Below are 26,848 nucleotides of genomic sequence, written 5' to 3'. Positions count from 1 at the left end.
CGCTTTCGTGCCTGACGAAAGCGGATACTTTTCTCTTTAGACAGGATTCAGATTGCCCGTCGTTTATAAGGCCGATACTCCGGTAACCAGAAGTGCGCGGTAATACGCTGGTGCAGGGCATCGTCATCCATCTTATTTGCCACGCCAGACTGCTGCGCTGCTTTGCCTACCGCAAAAGCGATGTGACGGGTGATTTCGCAGATCGTACTGATTTCCGGCAGTAACCCGCCAGTACCATGACAAACCAGTGGCGAAACCTCTGCAAGCGCACGACTCGCCGCCATCAGCATCGCTTCCGTTATCCTTTTCGCGCCACTGGCCAGTGAGCCCAGCCCTATCGCCGGGAAGATATAAACGTTATTGCATTGCGATATCGGGATAGTACGTCCGGCATAATCCACAGGTTCACAAGGACTACCCGTGGCAATGATCGCCTGTCCCCCGGTCCAGTGAAGAATATCTTCCGGGTGAGCCTCCATTCTGGACGTTGGGTTAGACAGCGGCAGAATGATCGGGCGTTCGCAGTGACGATACATTGTGCGTATCACCTCTTCGGTAAACAACCCTGCCTGGCCAGACACCCCCAGCATGATGGTGGGTTTTGCATGGTGAATCACCTCAAGCAACGACGGTGTCGCGCCAGTGTATTTCCAGTCAGCCAGCCATTCGGGAGGCTGTGCCAGTGGCGTCTGAAAATCGGCCAGTGATGGGGTTGTGGTCATCACCAGACCATCACGATCCACCATAAAAATGGTTTTGCTGGCTTCATCAACGTGCATTCCTTCAGCCACCCGGCAGGCGATAAGATGCCGGGCGATGCCGCAGCCTGCCGCCCCGGCGCCAACAATCACAATCGGCTGTTGACTGAAATCGCGCTGACTACTGCGACAGGCCGCTAAGATTGTCGCCAGCGCAACGGAGGCGGTTCCCTGGATATCATCATTGAAGCAGCATAATGCATCCCGATAGCGATGCAGCAGAGGAACCGCGGTATGCTGGGCAAAATCCTCAAACTGCAACAACACATCGGGCCATCGGCGTTTAACGGCGGCGATGAACATGTCGATAAAGGCGAAATATTCCTCACCGGTAATACGCGGGTGTCGCCAGCCGATGTAGCGGGGATCGTCCAGTAACTGCGGATTGTTGGTGCCGACATCCAGCATAATGGGGAGCGTCTGCGCCGGATTCACGCCGCCGCAGACGGTGTAGAGCGACAGTTTACCAATAGGAATGCCCATTCCGCCGACGCCGAGGTCACCCAGACCGAGGATCCGCTCTCCGTCCGTGACGACAATAACGCTGACATCATGGCGCGGGATGTCATGCAGGATATCGTCAATACGGTCGCGATCGGGCCATGAGATAAATACCCCTCTGGCCCGGCGGTAGATCCCGGAGAATTTTTCACAGGCAGCACCCACCACCGGGGTATAAATAATCGGCAACATCTCCGGCAGGTGCTTTTTCAGGAGATGATAAAACAGCGTCTCGTTCGTATCCTGAATATTTCGCAGGTAAATATGCCGGGCGTTATCGGATTCAGCGTCCTGATACTGCTGATAAGCACGTTCAGCCTGTTCATCGATATTTTCAATGGCGCTGGGCAGTAATCCATTGAGATTAAAATCATTTCGCTCTTGCCGGGTAAAACTGCTTCCCTTATTCAGTAGCGGTGATTCCAGTAACAACTTGCCCGTAAACGGGACGTACAACACATCGTCTCTCACGTTGCTATCCATTGTTATCAGCAGAAATTTAAATCAGGACGTAGTTGGCAATTAACATGGCGACAATACCTGCCAGCGCCGGAAGCAATGTTCTTCTGACGATCATAAACGGCGAACATTCCCCCGCTTTACTGACGGCGATAATGATGCCAGCAACCGGTGAAATGGCGCGACCCATGCCCGCCATCAGCTGCATCGGCAGGATCATATTGACGGCGCTTTCACCAAATTTTGCCGCAATCGATGGCGCCAGCCCGGAGAAGGAGAAGAATGCCGCCACGCCGGAACCGGTCAGAACCGCGGTAATGCCTACCAGCGCTGTCATCACCAGGGTCATACTGGTGAAGCCTAAGCCGGCGTTTTGTACCGATTGCAGGAGATAATCCACCGCACCGATTTTTTGCAGCCCCTGGGCGTAGATATCCGCGCAGACCAGCAGGGACACGATGCTGGTAAACATGCTTCCCATGCCTTTAAAGAATGCCTGTAAGCCTTTGCAGCAGGTGCGGAAATCACGTGTAGTTACCAGCTCAAAGAAGAAGGCGACGATGGCGCCTAAAATCATCGCTGTGACCACATCAATTTTGACTGATGTGATCAGCAGCGGGCTGAACACCAGCACAAGTACTACAGGTAAAACAGGGAGAAGCGCATATATCACCGGCGCCTTGCGCCCTTCTTCTTCCTGCGCAGCAACCTCCTGCACGCCAGGCACAAAGCCGTCTTTTTTATCGAAATATTTCGCCGTGAAGAAAATTACCACCGCAACCGCCAGCATGACGACTGCCGCCACGGGCATTTGATAATGGGCAAAGTAAATCGCGCTTTCCATTCCGGCATGTTTCGCGGCCAGGTTAGCCGTTCCGACGGCCGGGCCAAGATCCATAAATGCGCACAGACCGATCATGGCAGCCGCAGAGGCTTTACTCACGCCCAGGCGCACCAGTACGGGGAAGAAGGTGACCAGCAATAACATGGCTAAACCAGCAGCGCTGGAGATAGCCACATGCAATAACTGCGCACAGATATAACCCAGCGCGAGGATAAGATAAGGCGCTTTGATCACTTGTAACGGACGAATGCACATATTCACCATCGCATTCGAGGCTTTAATGTGATCCATATAACTGGCAAATCCCCCGGCGGCCATGATGATCAAACCAATGCCCGCAATTTGGGTAGTCAGCGATTCTTTGGCAAAGCTGAAGATATCCAGCCAGGTGGATCCTGTTGATTTTGCTTTGTCGTACAAAATACTATTTTCAGGAAAAAACAGAACCGTCACGGTGAGTAATGCTAACCCCGCGAGTAATAAAACAGTTTGCGGCTGATAATTTTTAACAATGAGCCAGGCGGCAATTACTGTTATCACTATTGCTATAATAAACGCTGTCATAATAGAAATCCCTAATGCGCGATAATCACTGAGTTAAGCGTTTTAACGTGGAGACTCAATACTAATCATTGGTACTGAAGCAAAATACGGGAAAGGTCATTTCCCGGTTTTTTTTGTGAGAAGGATCGCATCTTATCTGCATCCGGGTGATGAAATGAAGAAATTCTGGAAAACAGTTAATATTAATGCCTGTGACGTAATTGACGCTTACAGACTATTCCCTTATAACAACCCTGTAATATAATAGCCTCTGGGTGGCCTGTATGTACAGAAAAAGAACACTGAGTCTTGATGAGTATAATACGTTAACAAAAAGTATTGGCGAGTTAACAGAATCAGAATGTCGACTTAATGAATATATTAACAAACATTTTAATGAGCTGCCCTATCATGGCATTGTCGATCTTTCACAAAATGCGGCGGTGAGTAAGGCGACAATAGGCCGCTTTCTGAATAAAGTAGGGTTTACCGGCTACGCCGCCTTCAGAAGGGCGCTTGATACAACTCTGTCTGAGAATAAAATCTCAGCACCTTTTGAAAAAAACATCCGCCAGCGGAACAAGGGTGCCATTACGACTGAGCATATTGTTGGCGAATTTACGCACCGGGTATCTTCCCTCTTTTCCGGATTTAAAAACAGCATCAATATAGACAACTTAAATGATTTTATTACACTGGTATTGAATGACCAACGGCACATTTATGCTGTGGGGCCGTCTTCATCTCATGCGATGGCGATTCACTTTTGTACTTTACTCAAGTACTTCCGCAGCAACATCACTCTGCTGCCCACCGACATTAGCGAACTTCCTAAATGCCTGATGGACATTAAAGAAGATGATGTCCTTGTTGTTTTTTCTTACTATCGTTTTAACCGTGTCGCGCTCAATATTGCGAAATGGTTCAGAAAGAAAAATGCCAACGTCGTGCTGATTACCAATTCCGAAGCCAATCCTTATGGCAAATTTTGTGAACTGCAATTTGTTGTCCCAAGCGATGCACAGTCCATTTTTCAAAGCAGAATTATTGGTTTTTTCTTTATCGAGCTGGTTTTGCATCTGGCTTATGAGAAAGGGGAAGGTGAAGGCAATTTTGCTCAACTGGAAGAGCTGTTTGATTTCTTTGAAACTTTCTCCGCGTCCTGATACCCGATTGAGTATCAGGACCGGGTGTTATCAGGCAATGCTGGTTGTCTTAATGCTCTCGAATCTTTCGACGGTTTCGGCGATCAATTCGTCGTTACAGCCAATATAAGAAAGTGGATCGCAGGCCTCAGTGATCTCGTTCTGAGATAAAGAGGCCAGGATCTCCGGACTGGACTGCACAATCGCCATAAAACTTTGCTCACCGTCTGCATGCATTAAGAGGGTTTTTACCAGGTTATAGGCTGGCTCACGACCGATTTTAGCGGCAAGCTTCATCGTCAGCGATTCGGACATAATGAAATGCTTTGAGCAGGCAAAATTGGCGCGCATCCTCTCTTCATTAACAATAAGATGCGAAAGGAGCTTTTCCGCACGTGTCAGACTGACCGATAAGGTGTTTGATGCTTCAGGCATAATCGTCCAGTTCAATACCCGCATGGAGGCCGCGCGTACATCCTGTTGATCCAGCATCGCGGGCGCGCCGGAGGCGTACATCCATCCCATTCTTGCCAGCGTCTGAATCATATTGCTGGCGCGAGGATTCGCCTTATGAGGCATGGTACTGGAACCACCACCGCCTTCTCCTTCCATGACTTCCGCAATGGGGGAGCGACCCATGGTTTCGACATCATTTGCCAGGCGGCACAGCGTGCCGTGAATCAGCGCGAAGCACTGCACCACCTCGACAATGGCATCCTGGCTGGCGTTGTTTATGCCGCAGGGGACGTTCAACCCCAACGCCTGCATTAATCGCTGACGCGTCAGCATTCCCTGCGTACCTACAGAGGCCAGATTTCCAACCGCGCCACCAAACAGACCGGTGATGGCGCGGGGATAGAGCTGCTGAAGCCGGACAAGATGCCGGTTCACCTCAGCCAGATAACCGGAAACATGTAACCCCCAGGTCGTGGCGGAAGCATCTACCGAATTGGTTCGTGCAACCATCACGGTACGGGTGTGCTTCAGCGCCATCTTCTTCATCACTTCGCCGACGTCAATCAGTTGCTGGTATACCAACTGAAGCGTCTGCTGCAACCGCATCGCCAGGCCGGAATCCAGTAAATCCTGGGTTGTACATCCCCAATGGAGATACTGACTCACCAGTGGCGTGCCGGAACGCGCGATCTGATCGATCAGCGGTTTAATTGCCATGCCCACGGATTGTGTTCCCTGCGCTAATGCCGGCCAGTCAAGTGTTAAGTCGCGACAGGCATGATCAATTTCAACTGCTGCCTGCGCCGGGATGATCCCCAGTTCACTTTGTATGCGCGCGACCGTCGCTTCAAAGCGTAGCCAGCAGCGAATCAGATTTTCGTCAGACCATATTTCCCGCATCTGTTCGTCGGTGAACAGAGGGGAATAGAGATCAGAATCAAATACGGTTGTTTGCTTACCGTACATACGGTACCTCTCCGGTAATGAAAGCATCGTAATAATAGAGTGATTAACTGATTTTGCGGGATCTGCGTTGCAATTTATAGGGGAAAATACAATTCCCATCGCAAAAGAGAACATGGGAATGCGATATTCCCAACATCAAGTTTGTTTGACTGTAAAAGTGCGATATGTTTCACGGTATTTTTTAAATTATCTTCAAGGTGAAAGTAAAACCCGACCGAGTTATGCTCGCAAATAGCGGAATAATTAATCCAGAAAAGTGCTGCGGTATATTTATGCGTGAATAATCACATTTTATTGCGAGAAAAAACAATTCCCATATCGGACTTAATTCATTCTCACGAACAATTATCTCGCAGTTAACTTTTTATGACCAGGAAGTGAATGCTTCCTTGAGGGTTGCTTGAGGGATAATATGAAAATAAAACACTATTCACTAATATTACTGATGGGTATGAGCTCCTCTGCATTTGCCTTAAATGTCTATGATAAAGACGGTAATACACTGGATATCTATGGGCGTGTCGAAGGTACTATTGCCAGCGGTGACAACTCATTTGCAGGAAGCGAAACGCGCAGCGATCTCGGCGGTCGTTTGGGCGTTTATATCACTAAAGATTTAACGTTCCTGCCTGACACCAAAGTTGTTGGTCGCCTGGAATGGCAGGTTCGTACCGAGAAAAACGACAACAATACCGGTGACAGTGACCTGGAAGCCCGCTACTCATACATCGGTTTGTCGAACAAAACCTGGGGTGAAGTGATCGCGGGAAGAACGAAAAACCCGCTTTATCAGGTCATGCGAATGACGGATAAATATAAGAATTTCACTCCCAACGTCTACAACTACGGCGTTACGACGATTGACGATTCTTACCAGTTCAACCGTCAGGACGGCACTGTTCAGTGGAATGCCAAATTTGCCGGTAACGAAATTCAGATGGCATGGGTCACCGGTAATGGTAACAGCGACAATGAGACCATGGACTATGGTGCCATGGCGAGTTACCGGAAGTTATTCCGGGTGGGCGACGTCAGAATTACGCCAGCGATTGCCGTCAGCCGTTACAAACGCCAGGACGGTATTGTGACCACGGATGGCCGTAATCAGCACGATCAAATCATGGGAGGACTCCAGCTTAATTACGACGCCTGGGAGCTGGCAGTAACGGCATTACGCACCTCTATTTCTCGTGATAATAAAAGCGACAATAACTATAACGGATTCGACTCACTCCTTTCCTATAACTTTGGCAAGGTGAAACTCCTGGGTGGTTATAGTGTTTTAAATGAAGATGATAAAGATATTGCTGAAAAAGAAGACTGGCGGGTGGAAACGCAATTAACGTTAGCAAAAGATACCTGGTTATCTTTTACTTACGATAAATCGCTCGCCAATAAAAACCAAAAAACCAATGATGATGCGCTCATCGTCGGGCTTCGTTATGATTTCTGAGAGGCTACCTATGAAAAGGCTCGCTCTGCTCGCCACAGCGGCAATGCTGACTTTTGGCAGCGTAAGCAGTTTTGCGGATACATTAATTGCGCCTTCGCCACACGCCAGAATGGATGGGGATAATAAAATTATCGCCCTGTACGGTAATTCATACACATTTTATAACAACAATATTAATACCCGCCTGCGGGATCTGACAAAATCTTTACTCCCGGATCAGGCCAAAGGTTATCAGTATCGTGGGATCACCATTTCCAGTGGTCGCTTAGGCTGGCATATTCCTAACATTGAGTATCAGAACAGCCTGCAGAAATGGGATGTGGTGGTTCTGCAAGGTAACTCTACTGAGCCAATCACCAGGAAAGAGAGTTCACGACAGAACTTCGTCGAATCGGCAACCAAAATGGCGGAAATAGCGCACAAGGCAGGTTCTAAAGTCGTCTACTTTATGACCTGGGCAAAGCGCGATAAACCGGAAGAAACCCAGAAACTTGCCGACGCTTATCTGTCCGTTGCGCAAAAAACTGGGGGCTACGTTGCGCCAGTCGGACTGGCTTTTGAAAAGGCCCGCAAGGCGCACCCGGAAATTAATTTGTACTTCCATGACGGCATGCACCCGTCGATGGCAGGCACCTATTTAGCCGCCTGCGTCTTCTTTGCAACGTTGTATAACCAGTCCCCGGTAGGAGGTGCACTACCCATCGACACCGATATGACCCCGGCAACGGCAAAAGCCTTACAGCAGGTTGCATGGGAAACGGTGAATGAATTTCAAAAATAACCCACACGCCAGAAGAGCGTAACAACTCAACCCCACCTCCTTTATCGTCCGGCATGCTGACTTCCGTTGGCATGCCGTCCCCTCTGGATATGCCTCGCTTTAAGTAAAACTGACCGGTTTAAAGTTATGTCGATCACAAATTTTTTCACTAAAAAATAATTTTATTGACCTTCTTGTTAATTACTGAGAGTTTCATGTGGAACCGGTTACCTATCATGATTTCTTATGCATGATAGCGACATTATTTTTGTCACAACTGGAGCGGGATCAGTTTTTAGCGACGACATGAACGTGCGTTGTGGCCTGCTATTGCCTGTAAAAAGGCATATTAATCAATAGCATAAAAAATCGCACGACATATCCAGAGAGCAATAACGAATGGCAAAAAATTACGCCGAAGCAGCACAAAAGATCCTCGGTGCCCTCGGAGGCCGCGACAACATTGCGGCGGTGACACATTGTATGACGCGTTTACGTTTTGTAGTTCGCGATGAAAGCGGGGTGGATACTGCCGCACTGAAAAACATCAGCGGCGTCATGGGCGTGGTGAAAAATGAGAATCAGTGTCAGGTGATTATTGGCAATACGGTTTCACAGGCTTATGCCGAAGTCGTGAAGCTGTTACCGGAAATAGCAGGCGTTACACAGGAGACCGGGAAAAGAAAAATAACCTTCAGACGCATTGGTGCCGGTATTCTCGATGCGCTTATTGGCACTATGTCACCGCTGATTCCGGCTATTATCGGCGGCTCAATGGTTAAGCTGTTAGCCATGGTGCTGGAAATGAGCGGCGTATTACCGAAAAACGCGCCGACATTAATTATCCTGACCGTGATTGGCGATGGTGCGTTTTTCTTCCTGCCACTCATGGTAGCGGCTTCCGCTGCACTGAAATTTAAAACCAATATGTCGCTGGCGATCGCCATTGCGGGTGTACTGGTGCATCCCGCGTTTATCGACCTGATGGCGAAAGCCGCGCAGGGCGAGCACATGGCATTCACATTTATTCCACTGACGGCAGTGAAATATACCTACACCGTAATTCCGGCCCTGGTGATGACATGGTGTTTGTCCTATATCGAGCGATGGGTAGACAATATTACCCCTGCTGTGACGAAAAACTTCCTTAAGCCGATGCTGATTGTGCTGATTGCCGCGCCACTGGCGATCCTGTTAATTGGGCCAATTGGCATCTGGATAGGTAGCTCTGTTTCCGCGCTGGTGTATACCATCCACAACTATCTGGGCTGGCTGGCCGTCGCCATTATGGGCGCAATCTGGCCGTTACTGGTAATGACCGGGATGCACCGGGTCTTTACGCCAACCATTATTCAGACCATTGCTGAAACCGGTAAAGAAGGGATGGTCATGCCTTCTGAAATCGGCGCAAACCTGTCGCTTGGCGGCTCATCGCTGGCGGTGGCATGGCGCACGAAAAATCCGGAGCTGCGCCAGACAGCGCTGGCTGCCGCCGCATCGGCCATCATGGCGGGGATATCCGAGCCTGCGTTGTATGGTGTGGCGTTACGTCTGAAGCGTCCGCTTATCGCCAGTCTTATCAGTGGCTTTATTTGTGGCGCGGTCGCTGGCATCGCCGGGCTTGCCAGCCATTCGATGGCGGCACCGGGGCTTTTCACCAGCGTGCAGTTCTTCGACCCGGCTAATCCGATGTCCATTGTGTGGGTCGGGGGTGTGATGGCGCTTTCCGTCGTGCTCTCTTTTATATTGACGCTGATGCTGGGATTTGAAGATATTCCCGTTGAAGAAGAACAACGTCAAACAGCAGAGCCAGTCCAGACGGTACAAACTCAACAGAGCGCCTCGTAATGTAACAGGTCGTTGTAGTAATAAATATTTCGGTTGATATAAGAAGAAATGCCTGCGCGTAAGGTCATTACCTTGTGCCTGTCATTCCGCATGTCTTATATCGCTGAAATAGGTATGGCAGTGAGCGTCTTTAATAATCATTAATATGAATTTTGCTAAAGGATATTTAAATGAAAACCCGTGCTCTTACACTTTTAATTCCTGTGATTTTATTCTCTGCAACCTCTCATGCGGCGGAAATTTATAATAAAGATGGTAATAAATTAGATTTATACGGTTTTATCAATGGGCTGCACTATTTTTCTGACGATAAAGGCTCTAACGGCGACAAAACTTTTATGCGCTTTGGCTTTAAAGGTCAGACGCAAGTTTCTGATGAGCTGGTTGGTTTTGGTCGCTGGGAATATCAGGTGCAGGGTAACCAGGCTGAGAATACCAACACCGCCTTTACCCGTTACGCATTTGCCGGACTGCGCTTTGCGCAATATAACTCCATTGATTATGGCCGTAATACGGGCATTTTGTACGACGCTGCCGCATATACTGATATGCAGCCGGAATTCGATGCCTCAACCTACGGCTCAGATCAGTTTATGTTCAAGCGCGGTAATGGCATTGCCACTTACCGTAACACCGATTTCTTCGGTCTGGTTGATGGCCTGAAATTCGCTTTACAGTATCAGGGCAAAAACGACAGCGGCGCGGCGGAAGCGGGAACCCGTAATGTATTAACCCAGAACGGTGATGGTTTTGGCGCCTCTTTAAACTATGAATTTGACGCGGGTATCAGCATCGCCGGCGCTTTCTTTAATTCTAATCGTACTGATGAACAAAATGCAGCCCCGGGCATCATGGGCGATGGCAGTAATGCGGAAGGCTATACCGCAGCGATTAAATACGACAACAGTAAACTTTACCTGGCGGCGATGTATACCCAGGCGTACAACGCAGCAAAATTCGGCTCTCCGGGTGCTACCGCCTACGGGTTTGCTAACACCTCCGAGGCGGTTGAACTGTATGCTGGCTACGCGTTTGAATTTGGCCTGGTACCATTCATCGCCTATAACCAGACACGTGGTAAAGACTTAGGTACCGATCGCCAGGGCAATACTTATGATAGTCAGGATCTGGTTAAGTTTATTGACTTAGGTTTTACCTATAACTTCAACAAAAATATGCAGGCGTATCTGGACTATAAAATCAATATGCTGGATGACAGTACTTTCACCAAAAACGCCAATATCATGACAGGCAACGTAGCGGCAGTCAGCATGAAGTACGTGTTCTGATAATCAGTAAACCCACTCAATATTTTCGCCATGATGCTGATGCGCGGAGATATTGAGATGGGTTGCTTTTACTTAGCATTTACTTATTTTTCCTTAATTATTTTGGTCTTTTCCTTTTTTCTTCTAAGTAAGTTAATTTTACACTTTCAAAATAAAAACAAAACCCAAATAAATCAAAATGATACAGTGCCCTGCGGCAGGGTAATTACTTAGGCTTATTCGCGCTGAATTGTCTTAATACCGCTGCTCACATTTTAACATTTCTCCAGGTGATAAGTTATAGTCGACGTCACTCTGAGCGAAATATCATATACTCAGAAATAGAATGAGATATAAGTTGATTCGACTGTTTTAGTCATGGAGGAGTTATGCTGAGTTTAAAGGGTATCAAGCGTGTGGTTGTTCTTGGCGGCGGGACGGCAGGTTGGTATACCGCGCTATCATTGCGTAAGTTATTCAGCGCTAACGTGGAAATCCGGGTCGTGGAGTCCACAGAAATAGGGATTGTTGGCGTCGGGGAAGGTGGCCTGCTGAATTTCCAGGCGGCATTGCATTCCGTAGATATTGATTTCAATGAGTTTGTACGAGAAACCAACGCGACCTTCAAATGGGGTTTCTGCTACGAAGGCTGGCGTACCGGTGAAAGAGACGATAAATATTACCATCCTTTCGCCTCAGCCAGTGGGTCGGCGTCAAAATGGGAAGAAATGGGACATTATCCGTTATTCTCTGCAATGATTAATAAAGGTATTCCGCTGACCTCGTATCTGAAAGGATTCGATCTGATTGTTAATAATGCCAGTCAGGAAGAAGCAAGAAACGCGCTGAATAACCAGGCTGTAGATATTATTAACTCCTTCCATTTTGACAGTTACAAAATCGCCAAATACCTCAAAAAGGTGGCGTTGTCGCGCAACATCATTCATCAGGATGTGATTGTTGATCATGTCGAGACGAATGAGAAAGGCCATGTCACAGCATTAATCACTCAGGAACAAGAGAAGATCGAGCTGGATTTCCTGGTGGATGCGACCGGCCTGGCACGCAAAGTCATCGGTAAAGCGGTGCCCAGCGAGTGGTTCTCGTTTAAAGAACATCTGCTTTTGGATCGCGCGTTACCGTTCTATATGCCGCATCCGCTGAAGAATCCGTATCTGGTGAGCCGCGCCATCGCGATGAAATCTGGCTGGATGTGGCAGATCCCGCTGATCGACAGGGTAGGGGCGGGCTACGTTTATAGTAGCAAACACATTTCTGACGACGATGCGTTGCAGGAGATTAAAGACTATCTGGGCTATGAGGTAACGCCGCAGCAGAACGTGATCAAGTTCGAGCCGGGCTGCTACCGTCAGGTCTGGGTGGGTAACGTCCTGACCGTCGGTCTGGCATCCGGTTTCGTTGAGCCACTGGAAGCGACGTCGATCGGCCAGATGATTGAAGTGGTGCGTAATTTCACTCGCGTGCTGGTCACCAGTCAGGGTGTGGTGTCTGATAACGCGATTCGCGAGTTTAACGAGTCTAACTTTGCGTCATGGATGGAGATCCTGGATTTCCTGCGCATGCACTATGACTGCCCGCGTCGCGATACCGCATTCTGGCAGGACGTCGCTAAAACGCCGCTCACCGAAAACTATCGCGCCTTTAAAGAGTGTATGCAGGTTCGTGCGCCACGTTTGCTCGACATTGAAAGCTACATGCTCTACGGTCGCCGCGGCATGTTCCACGTGGTGAACTGGATGTTCGTCGCTGCAGGTCTGGGTCTGATCCCGCCAGGTGCAGTGGTTAACGATCTGATGGCTATCGCACCAGAGAAGAAACAAGCGGTAGTGGATTTCCTTAATTCACTGAACCAGTAAAAGGGAAAGTCGCTGTGACGAAGGTTGCAGCGACTTTTTTCTGCAAAAACCTCATCATTTTTCCGCTATTACCGTTTTGTTACATTCATTCCATAAATACGACTGACCGGTTGCCAGCGCAGCGATGGCAGGCATCATAGAAGCATTAATCCGTCAGAGAAGATGAACATGATTCGTGTGGTGCTGGTCGATGACCATGTAGTGGTACGTTCCGGCTTTGCGCAATTGCTTAGCCTCGAAGATGATATCGACGTCGCAGGCCAGTACAGCAGCGCGGCGGAGGCCTGGCCTGCTTTGCTGCGCAGTGATGTTAACGTTGCGGTGCTGGACATCGCAATGCCGGACGAAAATGGCCTGAGCCTGTTGAAACGTCTGCGCGCACAAAAACCCCAGTTTCGCGCCATTATTCTCAGCATTTACGACACGCCAACCTTTGTCCAGAGCGCGCTGGATGCCGGTGCCAGCGGTTATCTGACCAAACGTTGCGGACCGGAAGAGTTAGTACAGGCGGTACGCTCTGTCGGCATGGGCGGCCATTATCTGTGTGCTGACGCCCTGCGGGCATTGCGCGGTGGGGAACAGCCCGCACAGGTTCTGGAAGTCCTCACCCCACGCGAACGTGAAGTGTTTGAATTACTGGTCAAAGGGGACAGCGTAAAAGAGATCGCCTTTAAGCTCGATCTCAGCCACAAAACAGTGCATGTGCATCGCGCCAATGTTCTGGGTAAGCTGCAATGCCACAGCACTATCGATCTGGTGCATTTTGCCCTCAATCACCAGTTGCTGGCGGGGCATTAATGTCGCGAAGCCTTCGCCACTGGGTGATCTCACTCTTTATTGCGCTGGCCTGGGGGCCTGGCTGGCTGATGTTATGGACGCTCGGCTTTTATCTGACCCGTAACGGCCAGCAGGCGGCGCTGTTCCTCCCACACGGTGTCTATCTTGCGTTGTTGATCCTTCTTTCTCGCCGCTACTGGCCTGCGCTGGTTCTGCCGCCAGTCCTTATGCTGTTCTGGTTGCACAGTGAACAGCTGTTGAGTGGTTATATCCTGCTGGCCGCGCCATTGATCAGCCTGATCCCGGCCAGCGTGGCGCAACACTTCTGGCACCGTTTTCCGCTTTACTGGCAGCGCCTGACGCTATTACTGGCGATTATCACCGCCACGTCGTTACTAAATACGGCGTTGCTTTCGCCGTTGGTGAACAGCCCGGCGATGTTGCTCGGTCTGGCGTCATTTACCGGTGGCGTGCTATTGACCCCGTTCGTCTATCTGGTTTTCGAATTCCTGCGTCAGCAGCATCGCTATCATCTGCTGGGGCTGGATACCAGCAATCCGCCGTTGCGGACATCGTTAATCATCTGGTGCAGTCTGTTCTTTGTTATTGGCATCGGCACCCAGATGGTCTTATCTCCGGAAATTGAACGCCTGCTACTAATTGTGGTGTTCCTGCCTAACGTGGTGATGGCGTGGAAATTTGGCTGGCAGGGCGGTGTGCTGTCTGGTCTGCTGGGCAGCATGATGATCACCATCGCCCGTCAGGTGGGCGGGGGATTCAGTAATCTGGTTGAGCTGGAAATCTTCCTCGCCGTCCAGGCACTGCTCGGCATCGGTCTGGGGATCGCTATCAGTCGTCAGCAGCATCTGGCGCAAAACCTGCATCACTACCGACGGCGGCTGGAGGCGGAACTGGCAGCGCGGCGGGCGTTGACTGAAAAGCTGATCCACACCGAAGAGGACTCGCGTAAAAACCTGGCGCGTGAGCTGCATGACGAAATCGGTCAGAATATCACCGCGATCCAAATCCAGTCGCAGTTAGTCAAACGAGCGCACGATCCTGCGCAAGTTCAGGCCGCCGCCGGCCAGATCAACGATCTTGCCCGCCGCATTCACCACTCCACCCGTCAGTTGTTACGCCAGTTGCGTCCACCCGCCCTTGATGAGCTGTCATTTAAAGAAGCGCTGCATCATTTGCTGAAAGAGTTCGCCTTTGACGAACGCGGCATTCATTGCCAGTTTGATTACCTGCTGACTATCACACCTGAAAGCGAAACGGTCCGTTTTACCCTCTACCGACTCTTACAGGAATTGCTCAATAACATCTGCAAACACGCCGACGCCAGCGAAGTTGCCATTGTACTGCGCCAGCAGGGAGATTTTTTGCATCTGGAAGTGAAAGACAACGGAGTGGGGATTAGCCCGGGCAAAATTACCGGATTCGGTATCCAGGGAATGCGCGAGCGGATCAGCGCCCTCGGCGGTGAATTAACGCTCGAATCGCAGAGCGGCACGCGGGTAACTGTTAACCTGCCCACAAATTTACAGCAAACCCGCTACTAACCAGGAAAAAGTCTTAGTTGCTCTGGACTTTCTCTCATCTCCTTTCGGTTTCAGTTTCTTATAGTCAGCAAAACGGAGACGGCTATGTACGCACTCTCAGCCACAGAAGTTAATCAACGCTACCGGGCGCTACGCCCGCGCCTGCTGATGTGCATGGTCATCGGTTATGCCGCGTTTTACCTGACGCGTAAAAGCGTGAATTACGTGCTCCCGGCACTGCAAACGGATTTGGGACTGGATAAAGGCGATATCGGTTTGATGGGATCACTGTTTTATCTGTCCTATGGCCTGTCGAAATTTTCCGCCGGGTTGTGGCATGACAGTCACGGCCAGCGCTGGTTTATGGGCGCGGGTCTGTTCGCCACTGGCCTGTTGAACGTGGTGTTCGCCTTTGGCGAGTCACTGACTCTGCTGCTGACAGTCTGGACGCTGAACGGTTTTTTTCAGGGCTGGGGATGGCCACCGTGCGCCCGGTTGCTCACCCACTGGTACTCACGCAATGAGCGCGGCTTCTGGTGGGGATGCTGGAATATGTCGATCAACATCGGTGGTGCGTTCATACCACTGATTAGCGCCTTTGCCGCCCACTGGTGGGGCTGGCAGGCGGCGATGCTGGCGCCGGGAATTATCAGCATGGCATTGGGCGTCTGGTTAACGCTGCAACTTACCGGCACACCGGCGGAAGAGGGGTTACCGACCGTCGGCACCTGGCGTAATGATCCGCTGGAGCTGAGGCAGGAGCAGCAAAGTCCGCTTATGGGATCGTGGCAGATGTTACGCGCCACGATACTGAAGAACCCGATGATCTGGTTGCTGGGTGTCTCTTATGTACTGGTGTATGTGATCCGTATTGCACTCAACGACTGGGGCAATATCTGGCTGACGGAAAGCCATGGCGTCAATCTGATAAGCGCCAACTCGACAGTGATGCTGTTTGAAGTTGGCGGTTTGTTCGGCGCGCTGTTTGCCGGATGGGGATCGGATCTGCTGTTCAGCGGTCAGCGGGCGCCGATGATTTTGCTGTTCACGCTGGGATTGATGGTCTCTGTCGCCGCGCTGTGGCTGGCGCCGGTTCATCATTACCCGTTATTGACAGTCTGTTTCTTTACGGTGGGCTTCTTTGTCTTTGGTCCGCAAATGTTGATTGGCCTTGCTGCTGTCGAATGCGGGCACAAAGCGGCAGCGGGTTCAATCACCGGTTTTCTCGGCCTGTTCGCCTACCTGGGGGCAGCGCTGGCGGGTTGGCCTCTGTCGCTGGTCATTGAACGTAGCGGCTGGTCGGGGATGTTTAGTTTGCTCTCGGTCGCTGCAGTACTCATGGGTTTATTGCTGATGCCGCTATTGATGGCGGGCATTACTACCTCTCCTGGTCAAAGGATAAAACAATGAAAAAAACACTGGTTACTACCCTGATTGCGTCCGGCATTGCGCTGGCTACCCTGAGCGGCGCGGCGCAGGCAAAAGGTCGTCTGGTGGTGTATTGCAGTGCCACCAACGAAATGTGTGAAGCTGAAACGAAAGCCTTCGGCGATAAATATGACGTGAAAACGTCGTTTATCCGTAACGGCTCCGGCAGCACGCTGGCGAAAGTCGATGCCGAAAAGAAAAACCCGCAGGCGGATGTCTGGTATGGCGGCACACTCGATCCGCAGTCTCAGGCCGGTGAGATGGGCCTGTTGCAACCGTACAAATCCCCTAATCTCGAGCAGATAATGGAGAAATTCCGCGATCCGGCGAAGCTTAAAGGCAACTACTCGTCCGCGGTGTATGTCGGCATTCTCGGCTTCGGCGTCAACACTCAGCGCCTGAAAGAGAAAAATCTGCCCGTCCCGACCTGCTGGAAGGATCTGACGAAACCGGAATATAAAGGTGAAATCCAGATTGCTGATCCGCAAAGCTCTGGTACGGCATACACGGCACTGGCGACCTTCGCCCAGTTATGGGGAGAAGATCAGGCTTTTGATTACCTGAAACAGCTGAACGCCAACGTCTCCCAGTACACCAAATCCGGTATTGCACCAGCGCGCAACGCCGCGCGTGGCGAAACGGCCATCGGCATCGGTTTCCTGCATGATTACTCGCTGGAAAAAGAGCAGGGCGCACCACTGGAGCTGATTTCCCCGTGCGAAGGCACCGGTTATGAAATTGGCGGCGTCAGTATTCTGAAAGGGGCGCGTAACCTCGACAATGCCAAATTGTTCGTGGACTGGGTTCTGTCGAAAGAGGCGCAGGAACTGGCCTGGAAGAAAGGTAAGTCCTATCAGATCCTGACTAACACCACCGCAGAAACCTCACCGAACTCGCTGAAGCTCGATGGCCTGAAGCTCATCAATTATGACATGGATAAATACGGCTCTACCGATGTCCGTAAGGCACTGATCAATAAGTGGGTCAGTGATGTGAAAATGGGTAAATAAGCCCACATTTGCGTTCATTTGCCGGGTGGAGGCGTAAACGCCTTACCCGGCCTACGACACCGGAACCGCTATGTCACACACACTTGCACTTCATCCCGCGAAAAAACGGGATGCGATCTTCCTGTGGGTTTTACTGAGCTGGCTGGCATTCGCCCTGCTGCCGAGCTGGAGCCTTGATTATGGCCTGCTGGAATCGACGAGGGACGAGATTGTCGAGGCGTACGGCTGGTCGCAGTTCAGCATCAGTTGGCTGTGGTACCTGCTGCCAGCGGTGTTGCTGATTCGCCCCTGGCAGGAAGCCAGACGGGAACAGCGTAGCCGACACTATTTCGACGCAGGCTGGGCGTTTTTGTGCATGGCGTTTATCGTCATCAGCGCAACCGTTGAAAGCCGTGGTTTAGGCTATGCCACGATAGTGCTGTTTGTCTCGCTGGGCGCGATTATGACGCTGGCGTTGACCCGTCTCGAGTGGCTGGGCGGTGACCGCTTTGTCATTGGTTCGCTGGTCACGATTGTGGCGTTGATTGGTATCTTTATCGTCTGGCCGAGCATCGCCATTTTCATCCCGATGTTCACCAACGACGCCGGTGAGTTCGCGCCGCTGGCATTTATGACGGTGCTGTCGCAGGCGCATATTATTCAGGTCATCCTTAACTCCATCGCACTGTCGATAGCAGTGGGGGTCGGATGTACCTTCTTTGGTCTGGTACTGGCGATTTATACCACCCGCATCGCCCGGCGCAGCGCCATTATCGGACGCATCTTCTCGATTCTGCCGATTGTCACGCCGCCGTTTGTGGTGGGATTAGGCGTTACGCTGATGATGGGCCGTTCCGGTTACGTCACCGAGTTTCTGGTGGAGTGGTTCGGGCTGACTAACACCAACTGGTTGTATGGCTTTACGGGGATCTGGCTGGCGCAGGTCCTGGCCTTCACCCCCATGGCGTTTATGATCCTCGACGGCGCTATCAAAACCATTCATCCGTCGCTGGAAGAGGCGTCCTACACGCTGCGCGCCAGCCGCTGGCAGACCTTTAACGGCGTGTTTGTGCCGCTGCTGAAACCTGCGCTGGCGAATGCGTTTTTAATTGTCATCGTGCAATCGCTGGCCGATTTCAGTAACCCTCTGGTGCTCGGCGGTAACTTTGACGTCCTGGCGACGCAAATCTACTTCTACATTACCGGTTCGCAGCTCGATTATCAGGCGGCCAGTACCCTCGGCGCGTTTCTGCTGCTGTTCTCGCTGATGGTGTTCTGCATTCAGTATATGTGGATAGGCAAACGCTCTTACGTCACGGTGTCCGGCAAATCGTATCGTGGCGATGTCCAGCCGTTGCCGGTGACGCTGGTATGGAGCGTGATTGCCATTCTGGTGGTGTGGATAGCCTTTAACGCCTTGCTTTACGGCAGCATTTTCTACGGTAGCTTTACCGTCAACTGGGGCGTGGACTACACCCTGACGCTGGATAACTTCATCAAACTGTTTGGCCAGGGGATGAGCGACGGTGCATGGCCTTCACTGCTTGATACCCTGCTGTATGCCGGGATTGCCGCGCCGATCACCGCTGCCTTCGGCCTGTTGATCGCCTGGGTCGTGGTGCGCCAGCAATTCAGAGGCAAAAAGACCATCGAATTTACCACCATGTTGTGCTTCGCCGTACCAGGTACTGTGGCAGGCGTCTCCTATATTCTCGCGTTTAACAGCGCGCCGGTGTATCTCACCGGAACGGCGGCGATTGTGATTATCTCCATGGTCATGCGTAACGTGCCGGTGGGGATCCGCGCCGGGATCGCCGGGCTAGGCCAGATTGATAAATCACTGGATGAGGCCTCGCTCAGCCTGCGTGCCGGTTCACTGCGTACCATCACGCACATTCTGCTGCCGTTGCTGCGACCGGCGATCCTGTCGGCGCTGATCTACAGCTTTGTGCGCGCCATTACCACTGTCAGCGCCATCGTATTCCTGGTGACGCCGGATACCCGCGTCGCCACAGCCTACATTCTGAACCGCGTGGAAGACGGCGAATACGGGGTGGCGATTGCCTATGGCTCGATTCTGATCGTGGTGATGCTGGCGATTATTTTCATCTTTGACTGGCTGATCGGGGAAGCACGTATCTCCCGCTCAAAGGCCAAAAACCAGGCGTAATGGAGCGCACTATGAGTCAGAAAAATTTCGTTGAATTGCGCAACGTCACCAAACGATTTGGCAACAACACGGTTATCGACAACATCAATCTCACCATCCCGCAGGGGCAAATGGTGACGCTGCTCGGCCCGTCGGGTTGCGGAAAGACGACCATTTTACGTCTGGTGGCCGGGCTGGAAAAACCAAGCGAAGGGCAGATTTTCATTGATGGAGAAGATGTTACGCATCGATCTATTCAGCAGCGCGATATCTGTATGGTCTTTCAGTCTTACGCCCTGTTCCCGCATATGTCGCTGGGGGAAAACGTCGGTTATGGCCTGAAGATGCTCGGCGTGTCACGCAGCGATGTTAAAAACCGCGTGAAAGAGGCGCTGGCGATGGTGGATCTGGATGGATTCGAAGACCGCTATGTCGATCAGATCTCCGGCGGTCAGCAGCAGCGCGTAGCGCTGGCGCGGGCACTGATCCTCAAACCGAAAGTGCTGCTATTTGATGAGCCGTTAAGTAACCTGGACGCCAATCTCAGGCGCAGCATGCGCGACAAGATCCGCGAGCTGCAAAAGCAGTTTGATATCACCTCACTGTACGTTACCCATGATCAGAGCGAAGCCTTTGCGGTGTCTGACACCGTACTGGTGATGAACAAGGGACATATCATGCAGATAGGCTCCCCGCAGGATCTCTATCGCCAGCCTGCGTCGCGCTTTATGGCGAGTTTTATGGGTGACGCCAACCTCTTCCCGGCCACGTTCAGCCAGGCATATGTTGATGTCTTCGGTTACCGGCTGCCGCGCCCGGCACATTTTACCGTTGAAGGAACGGGGACTGTTGGAGTACGCCCTGAGGCCATCACCTTAAGTGATCGTGGCGAGGAGAGTCAGCGCTGCGTAATACAGCACGTGGCCTACATGGGGCCGCAGTATGAGGTGACGGTGAAATGGCACGATCAGGATATTTTATTGCAGGTTAACGCTACGCGTCTTCAACCCGATGTTGGCGAACAGTATTATCTGGAAATCCACCCGTATGGGATGTTTGTGCTGACCGACGTTGCATAATAAATTGCCGGGTCAGCCCGGCAATATTTTTTTATTCCGCAGTTAACTCTCTGCGATGATCGATATTCTTATTGAGCCGCTTTATCAGAATTTTCCGCGATACGACGCAGATATTCATTATTTTTAAATGCGATCATGATCAGTTCGAACATTACCCGGCAACCGATCAGGCCAAAGATAATGGCAACGATCCCGCGAAGCAGTTCACCGCCAATCATAGCGAAAACGCCGCTCACCACGATCAGAACCATAAATAGCCAGTATAAAAATACCATCAGTTTCGGCGTCAACAGGTAATCAAAACCCAGAATTTGTTTCATTTTCTTATCCTTAGAAAAAAGAGATGTGCCAGTACAGCGCAGCATTCGAACTATAAAATAGGTTTTTCAGAATGTAAATATATGTGACTGTTTGGTACCGGCCAGGCTAACATCGCTTTTTATGGGGTTATTTTGGCATTTTTGCCAGAATGGCAATGGCATAATGAGTAAAAATAAGAATATTTCTTTCGACAGGATGCGATCCTGAATTCAAGCAGGCAGAACGGAGTGACTATGAGCGATAGTTTCACCATCATTGTCCCTGAACGCGTGATGATCCCGGAAGAAGAAGCGCATGCGCTGGGCAAAAAGATGCTTTCCTGGTTGCGGGAAAAAGCGTGGGTGGGAAACCCGCTTCCGGGCTGTATTCTGACCCGGGAGCTGGGATACCGGCTCACTAAAAATGCGGCAGAGATTATTTTGCCAGAGGATTTGCCGCTTTTCAGCTGGGTCGCTGACCACTGTGATCAACAGGTCTACGGTTATCTGGCCATTGATGTCGCTGATGAGCTAAAAGTCGTGCATCACAGCGGGCAGGGCGGGATAACCTCTGCTGTATGCCCGGCTTGTGGGCAGGACATCGGCGAACAGTATTACGATCTCATTGAGACCTGGTGGAATGCCGAAGGGGATGAGAACGTCATCTGCCCCGCGTGCCAGCAACCGTCACCCCTTCCGGCGTTCAGATCTGATCCTGTCTGGGGATTCAGTAATTTGAGTTTTCAGTTCTGGAATATCAATGCCCGCTTCAGTGAAAATTTCCTCGCCGCCTTTGCGAAAGAGCTTGGCGAGCCGGTGCGTTTAGTGACCGGCAAAGTATAAGGAAAACGACGGGTTGAAAGAGAAAATACTGATAAGTGCCTGTCTGATGGGATTTCCGGTGCGCTATAACCAGAGCGACAAACCGGTGCGTTCAGCGTTGCTCGCGCGCTGGCAGCAAGAGGGAAGGCTGATCGTTCACTGTCCGGAACTCGCCGCCGGGCTGGAAACGCCGCGGCTGCCCGCTGAGCTGACAGACGGGCAGGGAGCAGACGCTTTTACTGGCCTGGCGAAAATTCGCGAGACGGATGGCAGTGATGTCACCCCTCATTATCTTCTGGCGGCCTGGCTGGCGCTGAAAACGGCCCAGGAAAACCATTGCCGTTTCGCCATCATGACTGATGGCAGCCCCACCTGTGGCAGCAGCCGTATCTACGATGGCACCTTTCAGGGCAAAACGATCGCGGGTGAAGGCGTCGCGGTCGCATTGCTGCGTCAGCATGGTATTGAGGTTTTTGCGGAACATCAGATTGCCGCGCTGGCGCAACGGCTTGTTGAGGTTGAGCAGGTGTGAATAAGGCCGTCAGAAACCAGACGGCCCGGAAATAATGATTAGAGTGCGGTCTGCCCATATTTCGGCGAGCGTGGGCCATATAACAAAGCACCATCTGCCCCGGCGCTAAACATACGCACGCTGGTGACCTGGGCAATGTCATGTGCTTTCTCTGTTGCGGAGTTGGCAATCTGCGTCACTGCCGCCGTCAACAACATGCCCAGCAACCCGCCATTGTTATTACTCTGACCTTCATTGGTGGAGGCCGTCGCGCCGCCTGTCCACAATTCCTTACCTGAACGCAAATCCACTAAACGTGCCGTTGCCGTGACACGCGTATCGCTATTCAAAACCTGATAGGAAGTACCATAATCCGTGATGGTGATGTACATCACCGCATCGGCGCCAAAAATATCGTGCAGTTTTTTCAATGGGATAGCGCTGATATCGTCCGGATTGGTCGCGCCATTTTGTTTGAACGTCTCTTCAACGACGGCGACCGGGAACACATAATAACCGGACTCAGCCAGTGGCATGGTGACGCTACTCAGGAAACTATGGCTGGCGTTGACTTCCGGCGACTGATTTCTCGGCGGGAGAACCAGGATGCTGCGCGGCTTGCTTTCTTTGAATGCGGAATAGTCCGTCGGTTGCTTATGACTGGTGGTACAACCCGTTAATATCAGGGCAAACGCAAGGGTGAAGAATGCGAATAATCCTTTCATTTTTTTGTCTCTTATTTTTTTGCTGTCAGGAAATTAATATAAGAAGCCGATTCCGGGTACTGCGTTTTTTCTGCATTAAATTCGGCCATCGCCATGTCTGCGTTGCCGGTGTTACTGTAGAGCATTCCAAGTTGGGCATGAACGCCAGGGGGAACAGGCTTGTTGCTTGAACGGGACATTTCAATCAACTTCTGTAATGAGGCGATTTGTTCCTGTGCGCTGCTTTCATTGGTGTAATAGTGATAGACCGAGTCCTCATAACCATCCCACGTATACAGCTTTTGCGGTGTATGATTTGCACAACCTGCAAGCAGTAATACTGTTGCACCTGCTACAATTTTATTTAAGTAAGCCATCATTATTTCCTTTTAATTTGTATTTGACGGATTCCAGCTACCATTTTCGATGCCAGCAACCAGATTGTTTACGGCTTCACGAATGGCAAGATCCAGGACTTTGCCGTTCAGCGTGGAGTCATAACTGGCGGTTCCGCCGAAGCCAAGAATTTCACGATTAGACAGTTCGTATTCACCCGCACCCTGTGAAGAAAAAACCACTTCGGACGTTTTGACGTTAACCACATTCAGGGCGACTTTGGCATAAGCCACTTGTGATTTGCCACGACCAAGAATGCCAAACAGCGCTCTGTCTCCGGTCTCTTTACGACCGAATTCCGTCACGTCGCCGGTGATCACAAAGGTCGCGCCTTTTAATTGCTGGCTCTTACCACTAATGTCCGCTTCCGCTTTGATCTCTTCCATGTTCATGCGATCCAGCACATTAAAACGACCGGTTTGCTGCAAATGGGTGATCAAAATAGTTTTTGACTGATTACCTAAGCGGTCGATGCCATCAGAGAATATTCCATTCATATAGTTTGAACGGTTATCGAATTTACCAACGGATATTGGGCTGCGTGGACCCTGCCAGGCGGTCTGATACGTTGCGACTTTCGCGACTTCCACAGAACGTGAAGATTCTTTCGCACAGCCAGTGAGAAATAAAGCGCTAAGGCACAGTGAGCTTAAGATTATTTTGCGGAGCATCATTGTTTAATTTCCTTTAAGGAATGAACAGGCAATACGCCATCCTTTATAAGACGCACCACATTTCCCACCGGGAAATGGTGTCATCAAATTCATTATGGAAAAACGTAAAACAAAAACACTGCGCTTCCAGGGAAAGAATGCACGATCGGAGAGAGGGGGCAAGCGAGAGTACTCGCAGCGAACAATTCCGTGTACTGATCCGGGCGGAGCGCCTGTGTCTTATCCTTCAGCCAAAAATCGTAGAAAAGTGAAGCATAACCATAAGATAAAACACGCTTTTTGTAAATAACCTTAAATTAAATGCGAGAAATGTTTATGCCTTTCGTCCTCATCAAGCCTGTCGCTCTTTACCCGGCTTCATCCTCACCATTGCCGATCTGCGATCAAAATCACAGACGCTTTTCCGTCGCGCTGTATATTTAGGTAATCGATTACCTAAAATGAAAATCATGAAAAAGAAGCTGCTAATTAAAGATGTTGCGAACATGGTTGGTGTATCGACAGCGACGATTTCCCGCTTTCTGAACGGCAAATATCAGTCGATGAGCGAAAGTACCCGCCAGAAGATTGCCAGTACGATTGAAAGTATTGGCTATCAACCAAATAATATTGCCAGGTCCTTACGTAGCCAGGAAAGTAAAACTATCGCCGTTATTATGGCGGATATTTTTAACCCGTACTCGATGGATGTCTTGCGGGGTATTGAAGAATATTGCTCGCAGGAAGGGTATAAAATTTTTATTTGTGACGCGAAAAACTCCGGCGCCAGAGAACGTAATTATATTGAAGAGATGGTTAACCGCGGTGTCGATGGGTTTATTCTCAACACCACGGGTGAAAACGATCTGTTTGTGAAGGGGATTTCCTTAGAACACCCGGTTGTATTGATCGGCAGAAAGATTAAAAACAGCAACATCAGCAGTGTCGCGGCGGATAACGCCCAGGGCGTTAAACTTGCGCTTGAACATCTGTTGAAAACGAATTGCCAGCGTGTCAGTTACTTAACGCCAGCACCAGGGAATGTTTCACCACGTATTGAAAGAGTCGACACGTTTGAGCGCTTTGCCGCGTTAAGCGCTTTTTCGCATATTTCCTTTGAATGTATCAAACTCGCGGTGGTTGATCGCGAACACGTGACAAAAACGCTGGAAACATTAATTGCCAGTTCCTCACAAAACCACACCATCATTACAGGGAATGGGCTGCTGTCGCTGTATGTGGTGCAGGCGGCGAAAGCGCTCAATAAGCGGATCCCAGAGGATTTTTCCTTAATCGGTTTTGATGAAACCGAATGGTCGGAGATCCTCAAAAACCCGCTGACTGTCGTGGCACAACCCACTTATGACATTGGCTGTACTGCAGCGAAAAAAATAATAACCACGCTCAGAAAAGCAAACGAGAGCAATGAAACCCAGATCATTCTCTTGCCATTTTCACTGATTGTCAGGGAAACCGCCTGACGGATGAGAGGATATTATGAAAATTAAATCCATCAATACCAGGGTTATCACCGACGAGCTGCCAGAGAAATTTGGCATGTCGCAATGGTTCTGGAATAAACGGGCAATTTGCATCGTTGAAGTGGAAACTGATGAAGGTATCACCGGATGGGGCGAATGTTTTGGCCCGGCACAGGCGAACGCCGCATTAATTAACGAGCTGTTTGCACCACTGTTGAAAGGCAAAAATCCGTTACAGCGCCGGGTGATTTGGGAGGAGATGTACAACCGGACGCGAGAATTTGGCAGAAAAGGGATCGCCATTACCGCCCTGTCAGGTATTGATATCGCACTGTGGGATATTTTTGGCAAAGCTACCGGTAAACCGATTGCCGAATTGCTGGGGGCTGACCTCGAAACACCAATTACCGCTTATGCTTCCAGTTTTTATTACTCGCCGACGGATGATTTCCGGCAAATCGACATCGACGCTAAAAACGGGCTGGATGAAGGCTATCAACATTTCAAAATGAAAGTCGGCGCCCTGACGCTGGCGGAAGATATTAAGCGCGTGGCACGCGTGCGTGAACTGATAGGCCCTGACGCCACGCTTGCCGTGGATGCTAATCGCGCCTACACCACCCACGAAGCGCTGAAATTTGCCCAGGCGATTGCGCAGTACGATATTAGCTGGTTTGAAGAGCCCATTCTGCCGGACGACACGGCGGCCTATCACCAGCTTAAGCAGCAATTCCCGATGAAGCTCGCGGCCGGGGAATCGGAGTTCACTCGCTTTGGATTCCGCCGTTTCCTCGAAGCCGACTGCGTGGATATCGCCCAGCCGGATGTCGCGGCCTGCGGGGGGATCAGCGAAATCCTCAACATTGCCGCGCTTTCTACCGCCTGGGGCGTTGAGTGTTATCCGCATCAGTGGGGATCAGGTATTTCGCTGGCGGCCACGCTGCATGTAATGGCGTCACTCCCGACGGCGGTACCGCGGATGGCGAAAGAGCCGGCGCGGCTGGAGCTTGACCGCGCCCCCAATATCTTTCGCGACAAATTAACGGATCTGGCTATCGGTCCGGTGATGACGGTGCCGCATAAACCCGGACTGGGCATTGAGGTTGATCCTGACATGCTTGACCATTACGCGCTGAAATAA

The 26,848-nt window shown here is 50.7% G+C and carries 23 protein-coding genes; 16 read left to right on the top strand and 7 right to left on the bottom strand.

Annotation, left to right across the window (positions count from 1 at the left end; all coding sequences use genetic code 11):
- Positions 1–47: 47 nt before the first annotated feature.
- Positions 48–1,742, bottom strand: coding sequence for an NAD-dependent malic enzyme (locus GTGU_RS13610; RefSeq protein ID WP_038157920.1), 1,695 nt, complete (start codon positions 1,740–1,742; stop codon positions 48–50).
- A 16-nt stretch (positions 1,743–1,758) separates the two neighbouring features.
- Positions 1,759–3,126 (bottom strand): C4-dicarboxylate transporter DcuC, encoded by a 1,368-nt coding sequence (gene dcuC, locus GTGU_RS13605; RefSeq protein ID WP_038157917.1) that lies wholly within the window; start codon positions 3,124–3,126, stop codon positions 1,759–1,761.
- 263 nt (positions 3,127–3,389) lie between these two features.
- Here dcuC and GTGU_RS13600 point away from each other — a divergent pair, with 263 nt between their 5' ends.
- On the top strand, positions 3,390–4,271 hold the full coding sequence (locus tag GTGU_RS13600; protein ID WP_038157915.1) for a MurR/RpiR family transcriptional regulator: 882 nt from the start codon (positions 3,390–3,392) through the stop codon (positions 4,269–4,271).
- 30 nt (positions 4,272–4,301) lie between these two features.
- On the opposite strand, the gene GTGU_RS13595 is transcribed toward GTGU_RS13600, so the two are convergent.
- Positions 4,302–5,672: a class-II fumarase/aspartase family protein gene (locus tag GTGU_RS13595; RefSeq protein ID WP_038157914.1), complete on the bottom strand. Its 1,371-nt coding sequence runs from the start codon at positions 5,670–5,672 to the stop codon at positions 4,302–4,304.
- Between the two features lie 412 nt (positions 5,673–6,084).
- Between GTGU_RS13595 and GTGU_RS13590 the strand changes: the two genes are divergently transcribed.
- The 11 genes from GTGU_RS13590 to fbpC all read left to right on the top strand — a co-directional run bounded on the left by GTGU_RS13590 (position 6,085) and on the right by fbpC (position 20,841).
- Positions 6,085–7,125 (top strand): porin, encoded by a 1,041-nt coding sequence (locus tag GTGU_RS13590; protein ID WP_038157912.1) that lies wholly within the window; start codon positions 6,085–6,087, stop codon positions 7,123–7,125.
- A 10-nt stretch (positions 7,126–7,135) separates the two neighbouring features.
- Complete coding sequence (locus GTGU_RS13585) at positions 7,136–7,906, top strand: SGNH/GDSL hydrolase family protein (RefSeq protein WP_038157911.1); 771 nt, start codon at positions 7,136–7,138, stop codon at positions 7,904–7,906.
- Between the two features lie 378 nt (positions 7,907–8,284).
- Entirely contained in the window at positions 8,285–9,733 is a 1,449-nt protein-coding gene (ascF, locus tag GTGU_RS13580; RefSeq protein ID WP_038157909.1) for a PTS cellobiose/arbutin/salicin transporter subunit IIBC, read from the top strand.
- Between the two features lie 170 nt (positions 9,734–9,903).
- Complete coding sequence (gene ompC / locus GTGU_RS13575; protein ID WP_038157908.1) at positions 9,904–11,022, top strand: porin OmpC; 1,119 nt, start codon at positions 9,904–9,906, stop codon at positions 11,020–11,022.
- A gap of 368 nt (positions 11,023–11,390) precedes the next feature.
- Entirely contained in the window at positions 11,391–12,878 is a 1,488-nt protein-coding gene (locus GTGU_RS13570; protein ID WP_038157907.1) for a tryptophan halogenase family protein, read from the top strand.
- Between the two features lie 168 nt (positions 12,879–13,046).
- The gene (locus tag GTGU_RS13565; RefSeq protein WP_038158017.1) at positions 13,047–13,676 is read left to right on the top strand and encodes a response regulator transcription factor; all 630 of its coding nucleotides are present in this window, start codon (positions 13,047–13,049) and stop codon (positions 13,674–13,676) included.
- Positions 13,676–15,217, top strand: coding sequence for an MASE1 domain-containing sensor histidine kinase (locus GTGU_RS13560; protein WP_038157906.1), 1,542 nt, complete (start codon positions 13,676–13,678; stop codon positions 15,215–15,217). The genes GTGU_RS13565 and GTGU_RS13560 overlap by 1 nt, the downstream gene beginning before the upstream one ends.
- Before the next feature lie 60 nt (positions 15,218–15,277).
- On the top strand, positions 15,278–16,606 hold the full coding sequence (uhpC, locus tag GTGU_RS13555; protein WP_281172988.1) for an MFS transporter family glucose-6-phosphate receptor UhpC: 1,329 nt from the start codon (positions 15,278–15,280) through the stop codon (positions 16,604–16,606).
- Entirely contained in the window at positions 16,603–17,634 is a 1,032-nt protein-coding gene (locus tag GTGU_RS13550; protein WP_038157896.1) for an ABC transporter substrate-binding protein, read from the top strand. The genes uhpC and GTGU_RS13550 overlap by 4 nt, the downstream gene beginning before the upstream one ends.
- Positions 17,635–17,704: 70 nt before the next feature.
- Positions 17,705–19,783: an ABC transporter permease gene (locus GTGU_RS13545; protein ID WP_038157894.1), complete on the top strand. Its 2,079-nt coding sequence runs from the start codon at positions 17,705–17,707 to the stop codon at positions 19,781–19,783.
- 11 nt (positions 19,784–19,794) lie between these two features.
- Entirely contained in the window at positions 19,795–20,841 is a 1,047-nt protein-coding gene (gene fbpC, locus GTGU_RS13540) for a ferric ABC transporter ATP-binding protein (RefSeq protein ID WP_038157893.1), read from the top strand.
- Between the two features lie 68 nt (positions 20,842–20,909).
- On the opposite strand, the gene GTGU_RS13535 is transcribed toward fbpC, so the two are convergent.
- The gene (locus tag GTGU_RS13535) at positions 20,910–21,161 is read right to left on the bottom strand and encodes a DUF4282 domain-containing protein (RefSeq protein WP_038157891.1); all 252 of its coding nucleotides are present in this window, start codon (positions 21,159–21,161) and stop codon (positions 20,910–20,912) included.
- 234 nt (positions 21,162–21,395) lie between these two features.
- Here GTGU_RS13535 and GTGU_RS24005 point away from each other — a divergent pair, with 234 nt between their 5' ends.
- Both GTGU_RS24005 and GTGU_RS13525 read left to right on the top strand, forming a co-directional pair.
- Positions 21,396–21,983, top strand: a complete 588-nt coding sequence (locus tag GTGU_RS24005) for a hypothetical protein (protein WP_051857350.1) — start codon at positions 21,396–21,398, stop codon at positions 21,981–21,983.
- Positions 21,984–21,996: 13 nt separating this feature from the next.
- A complete protein-coding gene (locus GTGU_RS13525) occupies positions 21,997–22,494 on the top strand; it encodes a 2-thiouracil desulfurase family protein (RefSeq protein ID WP_038157890.1) in 498 nt (165 codons plus the stop codon).
- Positions 22,495–22,532: 38 nt separating this feature from the next.
- Here GTGU_RS13525 and GTGU_RS13520 read toward each other — a convergent pair whose 3' ends face one another.
- From GTGU_RS13520 to GTGU_RS13510, 3 genes are read right to left on the bottom strand one after another with little or no spacing between them, the layout of a single operon-like run.
- Positions 22,533–23,198: a DUF799 domain-containing protein gene (locus tag GTGU_RS13520; protein ID WP_038157888.1), complete on the bottom strand. Its 666-nt coding sequence runs from the start codon at positions 23,196–23,198 to the stop codon at positions 22,533–22,535.
- Positions 23,199–23,209: 11 nt separating this feature from the next.
- Positions 23,210–23,554: a DUF4810 domain-containing protein gene (locus tag GTGU_RS13515; RefSeq protein ID WP_038157886.1), complete on the bottom strand. Its 345-nt coding sequence runs from the start codon at positions 23,552–23,554 to the stop codon at positions 23,210–23,212.
- 12 nt (positions 23,555–23,566) lie between these two features.
- Complete coding sequence (locus GTGU_RS13510; protein ID WP_038158012.1) at positions 23,567–24,244, bottom strand: CsgG/HfaB family protein; 678 nt, start codon at positions 24,242–24,244, stop codon at positions 23,567–23,569.
- A 443-nt stretch (positions 24,245–24,687) separates the two neighbouring features.
- Here GTGU_RS13510 and GTGU_RS13505 point away from each other — a divergent pair, with 443 nt between their 5' ends.
- Complete coding sequence (locus tag GTGU_RS13505) at positions 24,688–25,707, top strand: LacI family DNA-binding transcriptional regulator (protein WP_084222791.1); 1,020 nt, start codon at positions 24,688–24,690, stop codon at positions 25,705–25,707.
- A 16-nt stretch (positions 25,708–25,723) separates the two neighbouring features.
- On the top strand, positions 25,724–26,848 hold the full coding sequence (locus tag GTGU_RS13500; RefSeq protein WP_038157883.1) for a mandelate racemase/muconate lactonizing enzyme family protein: 1,125 nt from the start codon (positions 25,724–25,726) through the stop codon (positions 26,846–26,848).

The organism is Trabulsiella guamensis ATCC 49490, from assembly GCF_000734965.1.
GTDB lineage: Bacteria > Pseudomonadota > Gammaproteobacteria > Enterobacterales > Enterobacteriaceae > Trabulsiella > Trabulsiella guamensis.
This window is presented reverse-complemented; position numbering and strand designations above follow the sequence as displayed.